The sequence below is a fragment of the Streptomyces sp. NPDC024632 genome (assembly GCF_055559175.1).
On sequence record NZ_JBVHLD010000002.1, the window covers coordinates 403784 to 417139 of the forward strand.

Sequence of the window (13356 nt, forward strand, 5' to 3'; positions counted from 1 at the left end):
GGCGGGCGGTCGGGGATGATGCCCGGCATGCGTTACCTATTCGTCGGCGACTCCATGACCGTGGGCGCCGCGGGCGACTACACGTGGCGCTACCGCATGTGGCAGCACCTGAACGAGCTGGGCGAGCCGTTCACGGTGGTGGGGCCGCGCACCACGCTGTACGACACGGCGGCCGGCGCGGCCGTCTCCTCCGACTACGCCGACCCGTTGTTCCCGGAGCGGGCCAGGCGGCATCTGGCGGGCTGGGGCGAGGGCTGGCACCACATGGTGCCGATGATCGGCGACGTCGTACGGGAGCACCGCCCGGACGTGCTGCTGATATCGCTCGGCCTGATCGACCTCGGCTTCTACACGGACGCCGAGCAGACCGCGCGCAATGTGGAGCGGTTCATCGCGGCGGCCCGCGCGGCGGGCCCCGCGCTGCGGATGGTGCTGTTGCCGGTTATCCCCAACACCAGGGCCGATCTGGATCCGGGCTTCGCGGACCAGTGCGCGGAGCTGAACACCCGCATGGCGAAGGCGGTCGCCGAGCACGACTCGCCCGCCTCGCCGCTGCTGCTGGCCTCCCGCCCCGAGGGGTACGACATCCTGCTCCACACCTACGACGGCACCCATCCCAACGCGGCGGGCGAGCACAAATTGGCGGCGGCTTTCGCGGACGCGATGTACCAGGCGTGGGACATCGGGGCGCCCTACAACGAGTACTGAGCCGAACGGCGCCAGGACCGCGGGCCGAACGGCGGACGACGCCGCGGATGCCCCCCGGATTGCCCCTTGATTCGAGCGCACTCCAAGAGCTTGGCTGAACGCCATGGAGTACACACAGCTCGGACGTACCGGCCTCAAGGTCAGCCGTCTGGTTCTCGGCACGATGAACTTCGGCCCGGAGACGGATGAGGCGGACAGCCACTCGATCATGGACGCGGCCCTCGCGGCGGGCGTCAACTACTTCGACACCGCCAACGTCTACGGCTGGGGTGAGAACAAGGGCCGCACCGAGAAGATCATCGGCACCTGGTTCGCCAAGGGCGGCGACCGCCGCGACAAGACGGTGCTGGCCACCAAGGTGAACGGCTACATGGGCACCGCCGACGAACCCTGGCCGAACCACGACAAGCTCAGCGCGCTCAACATCCGGCGCGCCGTCGAGGCCAGCCTCAAGCGGCTGAACACCGACTACATCGACGTCTACCAGTTCCACCACGTCGACCGGGACACTCCGTGGGAGGAGATCTGGCAGGCGATCGACGTCCTGATCCAGCAGGGCAAGATCCTCTACGCCGGGTCGAGCAACTTCGCGGGCTGGCACATCGCGCAGGCCAACGAGGCGGCGGCGCGGCGCGGTTCGCTCGGTCTGATCACCGAGCAGTGCCTGTACAACCTGGCGGAGCGGCGGGCGGAGATGGAGGTCATCCCGGCGGCTCGGCACTACGGCCTCGGCGTGATCCCCTGGTCGCCGCTGAACGGCGGTCTGCTCGGCGGCGCGCTGCGCAAGCAGCGCGAGGGCGGCGGCGCGCGTTCCACCAGCGGGCACACCGCGAAGGCGCTCCAGGACGGCAAGCTGCGCGACCAGGTCCAGGCGTACGAGGACCTGTGCGACAAGCACGGCCTCCAGCCCGGTGACGTCGGTCTCGCCTGGCTCCTCACCCGTCCGGGTGTGACCGGTCCGATCGTCGGCCCGCGCACCCAGGACCAGCTCGACTCGGCGCTGCGCGCGCTGGAGCTGGAGCTGTCGGAGGAGTTCCTGGCGGCGCTCGACGAGATCTTCCCCGGTCCTGGGCCGTCCCCGGAAGCCTTCGCCTGGTAGGTCCCGGCACCGAGGGAACCCAGAGGAGCCCAGAGGAACACGGCGGAGCCCGGAGGAACACGGCGGGTACGGCGGGCGCGGCGCTCGGAACAGCCGCGGCGGCCGTGCCCGCCGAGCCGTGATCCGGCCCGGACGGCCGTGCGGCCGTGCGGCCCGCGCAGCCGGGCGGTGTGGACGGACTGTCCGGGGTGCCGCCGCGGGTCAGCCCAGCGCGGCGGCGACGACCACCACCACGAGCATCAGGACGAAGGCGGCGGTCATCACACGAGTACGGGTCTTGGGGTCCACACCCCGAGGTTAACCGGCCCCGGTCACCCCTCCGGCCGGTGGGCCGCCGGGCGGCCCAGCCGCCAGGACTCCTGCGTCGTGTAGCGGGGCTGCTCGCCGGGGACCCCGGAGCGCGGCAGGGCGCTGCTGACCAGGTGGAGGGTGTCGGCGCTCCAGGCCGCCCCGTGGAGGGCGGCGAGGGCGTCGGCGAAGGGCCGCAGGCTCACCGCGTGGCCGCGCTGGGTGCGGGCCAGGGTGAGATGGGGCCGGAAGGCGTGCTCCGCGTCGGGTGGCGCGCCCGCCCGCCGGGCCGCGGCCCGTACGGAGCCGGCCAGCGCGGCGAGACCGGTCAGGTCGCCGTCGGCGCCCGCCCACAGCGCGCGGTCGCCGAACCGGCCGCCGCCGGACAGCCGCAGTGCGCAGGGTTCGTGACGGGCGGCGGCCCGGCCGAGGCGTTCCGCCAGCTCGGGTCTGACGGGGTCGGCCACCTCGCCGAGGAAGGCGAGGGTGAAGTGCCAGCTCTCCCGGGCGGTCCAGCGCAGCGCCGAGGCGTTGGGCAGACGCCTCAACGGGCCGACCGCGTCGGCCAGTTCGTCGGCGACGGACGGTGGCGGCAGCAGCGCGACGAAGAGCCTCACGGCACCGGCCGTACCGGGACCGGGCGAGCCGTGGCCCAGCGAGCCGTGACCGGGCGCCCCGGAGCGAGGCGTGCCGGAGCGAGGCGTGCCGGAGCGAGGCGTGCCGTAAGCAGGCGTGCCGTAACCAGCCGTGCCCGAACCGACCGGGCCGGAGCGAGGCATGCCGTAGGCAGGCGTGCCCGAACCGACCGGGCCGGAACCGACCGTGCCGGAACCGACCCGGCGGGGGCAGCCGCCCGCACCGGTCCCGTGAGCCCGCGCGGGCTCATACGGGCCGCGCCTGGGACCGGGTCTGGGACTGAGCCTGGGACCGGTCCCGCGCCTGGGCCGCCGCCCGCACCGGTCCCGTGAGCCCGCGCGGTCATACGGCCGGGGTGAGCCGGGGCGCCGACTCGTCGTCCTGAGGCTGGGTCCGAGGCCGCGCCTGGGGCTGGGTCCGAGGCCGCGCCTGGGACCGGGACTGGGCCTGGGCCTGGGACCGGTCCCGCGCCTGGCCCTGAGGCGTCGGCGTCTTCGCGTCCGGGCCGGGCGCCGGAGCGCCCTCCCCCGCCGCCTCCGGCGCGTCCTCGGCGTCCACGTCGCCGGTGACCGGCTCGCGGGGTACGAAGGAGAGCAGGGGCCGGCCCTTGGTCCTGCCGCGGCGCAGGTTCAGACGGGGCCGGAGGCCCCCGATCCGCGCCAGGACGATGGCGACGGCCACCGCGGCCGCCGCGGAGATCAGGCCGCCGGACAGGAAGCCGACGCGGGCGCCGTAGGTGTCGGTCACCCAGCCCATCACCGGACCGCCGATCGGGGTGCCGCCGACGAAGACCATCATGTACAGGCTCATCACCCGGCCACGCATGACGGGTTCGGTGGCGAGCTGGACGGTGGCGTTGGCCGTCGTGTTGAAGGTCAGGCCGAAGATGCCGATCGGGACCAGCAGGACGGCGAAGATCCAGAAGGCGGGCGCCACGGCCGCGGCGGCCTCCAGCAGCCCGAAGACGCAGGCCGCGGCGACCAGCATGCGCAGCCGCGTGCGGGTGCGGCGGGCGGCGAGCAGCGCGCCGAGCAGGGAACCGGCCGCCATCAGGGTGTTGAGCAGGCCGTAGGTGCTGGCGCCGCTGTGGAAGACCTGGTTGACGAAGGCGGAGAGCCAGATCGGGAAGTTGAAGCCGAAGGTGCCGATGAAGCCGACCAGGACGATCGGCCAGATGAGGTCCGGCTTGCCCGCCACGTAGCGCAGGCCCTCGCGGAGCTGGCCCTTGCCGCGGGGCACGCGGTCGACCCGGTGCAGCTCGGAGGTGCGCATCAGCAGCAGGCCGACGAGCGGGGCCATGAAGGACAGGCCGTTGAAGAGGAAGGCCCAGCCGCTGCCGACGGCCGTGATCATCACACCGGCGACGGCGGGGCCGATCAGGCGCGCGGACTGGAAGTTCGCGGAGTTGAGCGAGACCGCGTTGCGCACATGGCTCGGGCCGACCATCTCCATGACGAAGGTCTGCCGCGCGGGGTTGTCGATCACGGTGACCATGCCGAGCAGGAAGGCGATCGTGTAGACGTGCCAGACCTGGACGACACCGCTGAGGGTGAGGGCGGCCAGCAGGAGTCCCAGGAGGCCGAGTACGGCCTGGGTGAGGATCAGGATCTGCCGCTTGGGGTAGCGGTCGGCGATGACGCCGCCCCAGAGGCCGAAGAGCAGCATCGGCAGGAATTGCAGCGCGGTGGTGATGCCCACCGCGAAGGACGAGCCGGTGATGCTGAGCACCAGCCAGTCCTGGGCGATCCGCGACATCCAGGTGCCGGTGTTGGACACCACGGCGCCGGTCGCGAAAAGCCGGTAGTTGCGGACCTTGAGCGAGCTGAAGGTGCTCGTCCTGCCGTCCGCGGGTCGGTCAGGTTCGGTTGCGGTGCCTGGTCCGGCTGCCGAACTCAATCGGGTCTCGCCTCCCCTTCAACAGGTGGTCGGTCATGCTGTCCGATGGCTCGCGCGGCACAGGTGTCGTACGGGTCATACAGCTCGTGCGGTGCATACGGTCGTGCGGTTCGTGCTGGTTGTGCTGGTCATACGGTCATACGGTTCGTGCGGGTCATGCGGTCATACGGTTCACGCGCCTCGTACGACGTCCTACCGGTCACAGGTGAGCGAGCTTCTCCAGGACGGGAGCCGCCTCGCGGAGCACCGCGCGCTCCTCGTCGGTCAGCCCCTCGGTGAGCCGGGCCAGCCAGGCGTTCCGCGTGTCGCGGGCGTCGGCGAGGATCGCCTCGGCCTGCTCGGTCTGGCTCACCACGACCTGGCGCCGGTCGTCGGGGTGGGGTTCCCGGCGGACCAGCCCCTTGGCCTCGAGCATCGCCACGATGCGGGTCATCGACGGCGGCTGCACGTGTTCCCTGCGGGCCAGTTCGCCAGGGGTGGCGGACCCGCAGCGGGCCAGGGTGCCCAGCACCGCCATCTCGGTCGGGCTGAGCGTCTCGTCGACACGCTGGTGGCGCAGTCGGCGGGACAGGCGCATCACGGCGGAGCGCAGCGAATTCACCGCGGCGCGGTCGTCCTCGGACAGTTCGGTCACGTTCATTAGGTTAGCTCATTAGCTAATCTAAGTAAAACTTGGCCAAGCGGGACCCCACTCAACCCTCATGTGCCCTTATCTCACCCATACGGGTGAGATGGCCGCCGAAAGCCCCCCGCGGCGGCCCCCCGTCCGGGGACCTTTGGGCGTATGGCATCGAGAGTGCTCAGCCTCCGCATAGACGCAGACCTGTGGGACCGGATCCGCGACCATGCCGCCAAACGCGGAATGAGCGCCCAGGACTATGTGGTCCAGGCGCTCATCCGTGACGACTTCGACGAACGGTTCAAGACGGCCGTCGACGAGACGGAGCGGTTCTACGGGCAGGACGGGCCGCTGAGCGGACCCGCCCCCACCTCTCAGGCACCGGCTCAGAGCAGGCCGAGCGCGGGCATCAGGTAGTAGAAGGCGAAGACCGCGGCCACGGCGTAGAGCGCGACCGGCACCTCGCGCCAGCGGCCGGCGGCCAGCCGCAGCAGGCAGAAGCTCAGGAAGCCGATGCCGATGCCGTTGGTGATCGAGTACGTGAACGGCATCATCACCATGGTCAGGAACGCCGGCACCGCGATGGTGAAGTCGCTCCAGTCGATCTCCCGGACCGAGCCCGCCAGGATCAGGAAGCCGACCGCGACCAGGGCGGGCGTGGCCGCCTGGGCCGGGACCATGGTGGCCAGCGGTGTGAAGAACAGCGCGAGCACGAACATCAGGCCGGTCACGATGCTGGCGAGACCGGTCCTGGCGCCCTCGCCGACGCCCGCCGTGGACTCCACGAAGCAGGTGTTGGCGGACGAGGAGGAGGCGCCGCCGACGGCGGTGGCGATGCCGTCGATCATCAGCACCTTGTTGATGCCGGGCAGGTCGCCCTTCTCGTCGAGCAGATCCGCCTCGTCGCTGACGCCGAGGATGGTGCCCATCGCGTCGAAGAAGCAGGACAGCAGCACGGTGAAGACGAAGAGCACGCCGGTCAGGATGCCGACCTGGTGGAAGCCACCGAAGAGGCTGACCTTGCCGATGAGGCCGAAGTCGGGGCTGGCGACCGGGTTGCCGGGCCACTTGGGAACGGTGAGGCCCCAGTTGGCGGCGGGGATGTCGGCGACGGCGTCCACGATCACCGCGAGCACCGTCATCGCGACGATGGAGATCAGGATCGCGCCCGCGACCTTGCGGATGATCAGCGCCAGGGTGAGCAGCGTGCCGAGGATGAAGATCAGCACGGGCCAGCCGTTGAGGTGGCCGTCGGAGCCGAGCTGGAGCGGCACGGTGGTGTGAGCGGCGTCCGGGATACGGGTGACGAAGCCGGAGTCGACCAGGCCGATCAGCATGATGAACAGGCCGATGCCGATCGCGATGCCCTTGCGCAGGCCGAGCGGCACCGCGCTCATCACGCGCTCCCGCAGCCCGGTGGCGACCATGATCATGATCGCGAAACCGGCGAGCACGACCATGCCCATCGCGTCCGGCCAGCTCATCTTGGGCGCGAGCTGGAGGGCGACGACGGTGTTCACACCGAGCCCGGCGGCGAGCGCGATCGGCACATTGCCGACCACGCCCATCAGCAGGGTGGTGAAGGCGGCGGTGATCACGGTCGCGGTGACGAGCTGGCCGCCGACCAGGTGGTGGCCGTACTTGTCCACGGCGGAGCCGAGGATGATCGGGTTGAGCACGATGATGTACGCCATCGCGAAGAACGTGGCGAGACCGCCGCGAATCTCCCTCGGGATGCTGGACCCGCGCTCGGAGATCCGGAAATAGCGGTCAAGGCCGGGGGCGGCGGGCGGCATACGGGTCCTCAAGGTGCTCAGCTTGGATGATCATACGAACAAATTCGGCCAGCGCGTGGCTGCTTCAGTATGAATAAACAACTTGTCAAACGCCATCTGCGCGCGTAGATCCTTGAACCGCACGGCCGCCACCACCTCGCGGACACCGCGACCGGCCCCCTTACGATGGGCGCATGAGCAGCAACCGGACCCCCCTGCGCGAGGCCCCAGAGCCGCTGGAGGCCAACGATGTGGCCACTGTCACAGTCGGCACGATCATCTGGGCCGTGCTGTTCGTCGTGCAGCTCCCCTTCTACGGCTGGTACGCGGATCACGGCCATACGTGGCTGATCTGGACGTGTCTGGCGGGTGCGGGGCTCGGGCTGATCGGCCTGAAATACGTCACCGCGCGGCGGGCCGCGATCCGTCGCGCCGCCGCGGCGCGCGGTCAGGAAGGGACCTCCGCCGGGTAGAAGCGCCGGGCGCCACGTACCGTCGGACCCATGACGGAACGCACGGACACGGAGGTCGTCACCCGGAAACCGGGACTGACCGGCGGCGAGGTCGCGGAACGCGTCGCGCGCGGCGAGGTCAATGACGTACCGGTACGCTCCTCCCGCTCAACTTCCGAGATCGTCCGGGCGAATGTCTTCACCCGGTTCAACGCGATCATCGGCTTCCTTTTTCTGATCATTTTGGTGGTCGGTCCGATCCAGGACGGCCTCTTCGGCTTCGTGATCGTCGCCAACACCGCGATCGGCATCATCCAGGAGCTGCGCGCCAAGCGGACCCTGGACAGCCTCGCCGTGATCGGCGAGTCCAAGCCCTCGGTGCGCCGTGACGGTGCGTCGGCCGAGATCCACACCTCGGAGATCGTCCTCGGCGACCTCATCGAGTTGGGCCCCGGTGACAAGGTCGTCGTGGACGGCGTCATCGAGGAGGCCGACGGCCTGGAGATCGACGAGTCGCTGCTGACCGGTGAGGCCGACCCCGTGCTCAAGCACGCCGGGGACCAGGCGATGTCGGGCAGCTTCGTGGTGGCGGGCGGCGGCGCCTTCACCGCCACCAAGGTCGGCCGGGAGGCGTACGCGGCGCAGCTCGCCGACGAGGCGTCCCGCTTCACGCTGGTCAACTCCGAGCTGCGCAACGGCATCAGCCAGATCCTCAAGTACGTGATGTGGATGATGGTGCCGACCGCGGTCGGCCTGATCATCAGCCAGTTCACGGTGGAGAGCCACGACGGCAGCGAGGCCGTCCGCCGTACGGTCGGCGGCATCGTGCCGATGGTGCCGGAGGGTCTGGTGCTGCTGACCTCGGTGGCCTTCGCGATCGGCGTGATCCGGCTGGGCCGCAAGCAGTGCCTGGTCCAGGAACTGCCCGCGATCGAGGGCCTGGCACGGGTGGACATCGTCTGCCTGGACAAGACCGGCACCCTCACCGAGGGCGGCATGGACGTCTCGGACCTGCGCCCGCTGGACGGCGCGGACCGCGACTACGTCGCCCGCGTCCTGTCCGCGCTCGGCGCCTCCGACCCGCGCCCCAACGCCAGCCTCCAGGCCATCATCGACGCCTACCCCCGGCCGGGCGGCAGCGCTTCGAAGGACGGCTCCAAGGCAGGCTCCGAGGACAGCGACCAGGACAGCGCCCAGGGCGGCCACCAGGACGACAGCGCCGCCAAGGACACCGCCGCGGACGGCGGTTGGCGCTGCACCGAGGCGCTGCCCTTCAGCTCGGCCCGCAAGTACAGCGGCGCCGCCTTCAACGAGCCCGACGGCACCAGCAGTACGTGGCTGCTCGGCGCGCCCGACGTGCTGCTGCCCACCGGGCACGGCTCGCTCGCCGAGATCGACCAGCTCAACAACGAGGGCCTGCGGGTGCTGCTGCTGGCCCGCACCGACCGCCCGCTCGACGACCCGCGGGTGGCCGAGACCGTCACCCCCTACGCGCTGGTCGTCCTCGAACAGCGGCTGCGGCCCGACGCCGGGGACACGCTGCGGTACTTCGCCGAGCAGAATGTGCAGACCAAGGTCATCTCCGGCGACAACGCGGTGTCGGTCGGCGCGGTCGCCGGCAAGCTCGGGCTGCCGGGCGCGGACGCCCCGGTGGACGCCCGCCAACTGCCCACCGACCAGGACGAGATGGCCCAGGTGCTGGAGGACGGCGCCGTCTTCGGGCGGGTCACGCCGCAGCAGAAGCGGGACATGGTCGGCGCCCTCCAGTCCCGCGGGCACAACGTGGCGATGACCGGCGACGGCGTCAACGACGTACTCGCCCTCAAGGACGCCGACATCGGCGTCTCCATGGGGTCGGGTTCCGAGGCCACCCGCGCGGTCGCGCAGATCGTGCTGCTCAACAACAGCTTCGCGACGCTGCCTTCGGTGGTCGCCGAGGGCCGGCGGGTGATCGGCAACATCACCCGGGTCGCCACGCTGTTCCTCACCAAGACGGTCTACTCCGTGCTGCTCGCGGTGCTCGTGGTGTGCTGGCAGGTGCCGTACCCCTTCCTGCCGCGGCACCTCACGCTGCTGTCCACGCTCACCATCGGCGTGCCCGCCTTCTTCCTGGCGCTCGCGCCCAACAAGGAGCGGGCCAAGCCGCATTTCGTCCGGCGGGTCATGCGGTACTCGACCCCCGCGGGGATCATCTGCGGGCTCGCGGCGATGCTGTCGTACCTGCTGGCCCGGCACCACTACTCCGGCAGCGGGGCGCTGGACGCCGAGACCAGCGCGGCCACGCTCACGCTGTTCCTGCTGGAGGTGTGGGTGCTGGCGATCGTGGCCAGGCCCTATACCTGGTGGCGGATCGCGCTGGTGCTCGCGATGGGCGTCGGCTTCCTGATCGTGCTGGTCGTCCCGTGGCTCCAGTCCTTCTTCGCGCTGAAGCTGGTGGGCGCGCAGATGCCGTGGACGGCCGTCGGTATCGCGGTGGCGGGCGGACTGGTGCTCGAAGTGGTGTGGGGGTGGGTGCGCAGGCGCGACACGGCGTGAGCCCCCACGCCTGAGGGTCCGTCAGTCGAACCAGCGGTCCATGGCCAACTCCTCGGTACGGGTGGGGTCTTCGAGGAGCGCGGCCAGTTCGAAGCGGCGGTGCCAGTGGGCCGTGGCCCACGCCAGGCCCGCGGCCACGCCCTCGACCGTGGAGGCGTGCAGGGTGCCGTCGACGTAGCGCCAGGAGAGTTCGACGTCCCCGGTGACGAGCAGTTCCTCGTGCTCGATGTACGTGGCGGGGGCGCCGGGGAGCAGGTCGTGGACGGCGGGCAGCACGTCGTGGATCTCCCCCTCGGAGACGACACGGGCCTCGACGGCGTCGCTGAGGCGGCGGACCTGGAAGAGGTCGGCGAGGTCCGCGGCCAGCCGCGGCGGCACGGGCAGCAGGGCGCGGCCCGCGGCGAGCGGCAGCAGGTCGGGGGCGTCGGCGACCAACGCGTCGGCGGCGTCGACCACGCGGGGCACGCCGTCCACGACGGCCCGCAGGTCGTCGGGGAGCGTGACCTGCTCGGGGTCGAGTTCGGCCAGCGCCGCGTAGAGGTGGTGGAGCTGGGCGGGTGTGACCCGCCGCTCGGGGTCGGCCAGCCGCGCGAGGAGTTCGGCGGCCCCGCCCGGTTCGTCCAGCAGCGCGCGTACGGAGGTGCGGACGCCCAGCGCCCGCAGCACCTGCTCGTCCACGGCCGTGCCGGTGGCGGCCTCGTCGTAGAGCCCGGCGAGCAGCGGGTCGCCGCCCGCCGCGCGCAGGCCGACCGGGCGGCGGCCGTCGAGCACGGGGTGGTCGCGGAGCCACCAGGCGGCGTAGGGGCGTACGGAGTCGGTGGTGCCGTCGGGGAGCAGGACGCGTACGGGCGCGGTGATCGCGTCGCGCAGCGGGGGGCGGGAGAGCAGCGCCAGCGCCTGCGGCCAGGCGTCGTCGTCCACCAGGTCGAGGTCGCGGACGCCGATCACCTCGGTGGCGACCGGCGGCACGTCGGTCTCGGGGAGGCGGTCCAGGACGTCCTCGCACCACACGTCGACGGCGTCGAGCAGGCCGATGTCGTCGGGCTCGGCCCAGTCGCTGTCGCGCGGTTCGAGGTCGTCGGGGTCGAGGACGATGTCGGCGGCGCGGACCAGCGCGAAGGTGGCGAGCACCCCGACCGCGGCGAGCGGCTGTTCGCCCCAGCGCTCGGCCAACTCGGCGTCCACGGCGGCCAGTTCGCCCTCGCGCAGGACGGATTCCAGGGCGCTGCCGGGGAAGACCAGCTCGCCGGCCGGGGCGAGTTCGCCCTCCTCGTCGGGCAGCGCGAGGGCGGCGAGCCACGGCTCCTCGCCGGGCGCGAGCCCCGCGGCGCGGGCCAGAGCGAGGACGGTGTCGGCCAACTCCTCGGTGTCCAGGGCGTTCTCGTCGTCCCAGGCGGCGCCCTCGTCGTCCAGCGAGGCGGCCACGGCGGCCCTGACCTGAGGGGTGGTCAGGACGGCGCGCGGTGTGGCGGGGGACGCGCCGAGCTTTTCGAGCAGCGGGTGCACGGCGTCGGCGTGGGCGACGCGCAGGCCGAGGCGGGCCAGCGCGGCGGGGTCCACCGCGCCCGTGTCGCCGTCGTCCCCCTCCCCCGGCACCGGCAGCAGCACCTGGCGCGGGCCGACGACCGTACGGCCGTCGGCGAGCGGCACCGGGAGACCGCTGAGGACGTCGGCGTCGGTTCCGGCCAGCGCGTCGTACAGGCGCCACCACCAGCCCGCGGGGCGTTCGGTGCCCGCGAGGCGGTCCACGGCGTCGGCGAGGGTCAGCCGGGCGACGCCCAACTGGCGCAGCGCGGGCCGCCGTTCGAGCGTGGAGGGGACCAGCGTCGGCAGCACCTCGGCCAGGACGCGTACGGCCTGCGCGGTGGCGCCCTCCACGACCTCGGCCTCGACCGGGCGCAGCGCGGGCGCCTCACCGGCCAGCGGGCCGCCGCCGTCCCAGGAGCCGTCGTCCGCGGCCTTCTCCGCCGCCTCGGGGCCGTCGGGGCCGCCGTCGGGGCGCGGCTCGGCGGCGCGCGGCAGGAAGGCGGTACGGGGCAGCTCGGCGAGGATCCTGCGGCGCAGCTCGGCGTCGAGTTCGCCCTTGCCCAGCGGTCCCGGCACCAGGTCGACCACGCCGGTGCCGACCGGCCGCCAGCCGGCCAGCAGCGCCACGTACGACTCGGCGGCGCGGGCCAGCAGGAAGTCGGTGAGCGGGCCGAGGGCGGCGTGGCGGCGGGTCGGGTCGAGCGGGAAGGAGGCGAGCAGCAGCGCGGGCAGGCCGAGCGGTTCGTCGGTGGGCGTGGGCGCGTGGACGACGGGCGCGGTGCGGGGCGCGGCCGGGGCGCCCTCCTCGTCCACGGGGACCGCCCAGGTCACCGACCAGACGGGGCGCAGCCGTTCCTCGACGGGGCGGTCGGCCAGCAGGTCGGGGGTGAGGGCGCCGGAGGCGGACGCCACCCGCCAGCGGGCGGCGCCGTCGCGGTCGCTGTCCTCGATGACCACGTCGCCGTCGTCGGTCTGACGGCGAGTCAGGGTCCTTACCCCGTCCGGGGTTTCCACCACGACCTCGGACAGGCCCGGCAGCGCGAGCAGCAGCGCGTCGTCCACGGCCGCCAGCAGCCGGGCCGCGAGGTCGCCCGCGGCGCCGTCGCGCAGCGGCAGCAGCACGACGGTGTCGTACGTGTCGGGCGCGCGGCCCTCCGCGGGGAACGGCAGGCGCAGCAGCGGGACATGGCCGTCGCGGCGCCGCAACTCATCGGTCAGGCCGGGGACTTCGGCGGCCAGCGCGCGGGCCTCGGCCAGCGACCAGCGGACGCCGCCGGTGCGGCCCACCACGGCCGGTTCGTCGCTGACGGCCAGCACCGCCGCGAAGCCGACGCCGAAGCGGCCGACGGCGGCCGGGCCGTCGTCGCGCTTGGCGGAGGCGCGGAGCGTGGACAGCGACTCGACGGCGGCGGCGTCGAGCGGCGCGCCGGTGTTGGCGGCGGCCAGCAGGGCGGGGTCGTCATCGCCCTCACCGGCCCCGTGGAGGGTCAGCCGCAGGCGGCCGGGGACGCCGACCCGTACCGCCGCGTCGGCGGCGTTCTGGGCCAGTTCCACGACGAGGCGGTCGCGGTAGCCGCCGAGGGCCAGGTCCTCCTCGGCGTTCGCGTCCTCACGGAAGCGGGCGGCCGACGCGGACCAGGCGGTGGTCACGCCCGCGCGGAGCGCGGCGGTGCCGAAGGGGTCGCTGGTGGCTTCCGTGACGACCGTCGGTCGGGTCCCTGCGCGGCTCACGTGGCCCTCCGGTTGTTGCTGCGGCCCGCGGCCGGGCCCCTGTCGGGGCGACCGTACCGCCAATGGCGCCGCGCCCGCGCGGCGCGGTCG

At 72.5% G+C, this 13356-nt stretch carries 10 protein-coding genes and 1 pseudogene; 5 read left to right on the top strand and 6 right to left on the bottom strand.

The features are described from left to right. The first annotated feature begins 27 nt into the window (after positions 1-27). Both ACZ37P_RS05100 and ACZ37P_RS05105 read left to right on the top strand, forming a co-directional pair. Positions 28-708 carry a GDSL-type esterase/lipase family protein gene (locus ACZ37P_RS05100; RefSeq protein ID WP_391043103.1) on the top strand — a complete coding sequence of 227 codons (681 nt, stop codon included), beginning with the start codon at positions 28-30 and terminating at the stop codon, positions 706-708. A 103-nt stretch (positions 709-811) separates the two neighbouring features. Continuing rightward, the gene (locus ACZ37P_RS05105) at positions 812-1807 is read left to right on the top strand and encodes an aldo/keto reductase (RefSeq protein ID WP_391043100.1); all 996 of its coding nucleotides are present in this window, start codon (positions 812-814) and stop codon (positions 1805-1807) included. 311 nt (positions 1808-2118) lie between these two features. Here ACZ37P_RS05105 and thpR read toward each other — a convergent pair whose 3' ends face one another. The 4 genes and pseudogenes from thpR to ACZ37P_RS05125 all read right to left on the bottom strand — a co-directional run bounded on the left by thpR (position 2119) and on the right by ACZ37P_RS05125 (position 5267). Beyond that, the gene (gene thpR / locus ACZ37P_RS05110; protein ID WP_467344927.1) at positions 2119-2712 is read right to left on the bottom strand and encodes an RNA 2',3'-cyclic phosphodiesterase; all 594 of its coding nucleotides are present in this window, start codon (positions 2710-2712) and stop codon (positions 2119-2121) included. Between the two features lie 85 nt (positions 2713-2797). Continuing rightward, positions 2798-2944, bottom strand: a pseudogene (locus tag ACZ37P_RS05115) (hypothetical protein); the annotation flags it as partial. 129 nt (positions 2945-3073) lie between these two features. After that, the gene (locus tag ACZ37P_RS05120) at positions 3074-4627 is read right to left on the bottom strand and encodes an MFS transporter (RefSeq protein ID WP_467344929.1); all 1554 of its coding nucleotides are present in this window, start codon (positions 4625-4627) and stop codon (positions 3074-3076) included. A gap of 199 nt (positions 4628-4826) precedes the next feature. After that, a complete protein-coding gene (locus ACZ37P_RS05125) occupies positions 4827-5267 on the bottom strand; it encodes a MarR family winged helix-turn-helix transcriptional regulator (protein WP_355337431.1) in 441 nt (146 codons plus the stop codon). A gap of 144 nt (positions 5268-5411) precedes the next feature. Here ACZ37P_RS05125 and ACZ37P_RS05130 point away from each other — a divergent pair, with 144 nt between their 5' ends. Then, positions 5412-5663 carry a ribbon-helix-helix protein, CopG family gene (locus ACZ37P_RS05130; protein WP_401716557.1) on the top strand — a complete coding sequence of 84 codons (252 nt, stop codon included), beginning with the start codon at positions 5412-5414 and terminating at the stop codon, positions 5661-5663. On the opposite strand, the gene ACZ37P_RS05135 is transcribed toward ACZ37P_RS05130, so the two are convergent. Beyond that, complete coding sequence (locus ACZ37P_RS05135) at positions 5633-7042, bottom strand: NCS2 family permease (protein ID WP_391043570.1); 1410 nt, start codon at positions 7040-7042, stop codon at positions 5633-5635. The genes ACZ37P_RS05130 and ACZ37P_RS05135 overlap by 31 nt on opposite strands. A gap of 173 nt (positions 7043-7215) precedes the next feature. Between ACZ37P_RS05135 and ACZ37P_RS05140 the strand changes: the two genes are divergently transcribed. Further along, positions 7216-7494: a DUF2530 domain-containing protein gene (locus tag ACZ37P_RS05140; protein ID WP_355337425.1), complete on the top strand. Its 279-nt coding sequence runs from the start codon at positions 7216-7218 to the stop codon at positions 7492-7494. A 30-nt stretch (positions 7495-7524) separates the two neighbouring features. After that, complete coding sequence (locus tag ACZ37P_RS05145; protein WP_467344931.1) at positions 7525-10008, top strand: HAD-IC family P-type ATPase; 2484 nt, start codon at positions 7525-7527, stop codon at positions 10006-10008. Positions 10009-10029: 21 nt separating this feature from the next. On the opposite strand, the gene ACZ37P_RS05150 is transcribed toward ACZ37P_RS05145, so the two are convergent. Continuing rightward, complete coding sequence (locus ACZ37P_RS05150) at positions 10030-13266, bottom strand: sacsin N-terminal ATP-binding-like domain-containing protein (protein ID WP_467344933.1); 3237 nt, start codon at positions 13264-13266, stop codon at positions 10030-10032. Positions 13267-13356: the final 90 nt, after the last annotated feature.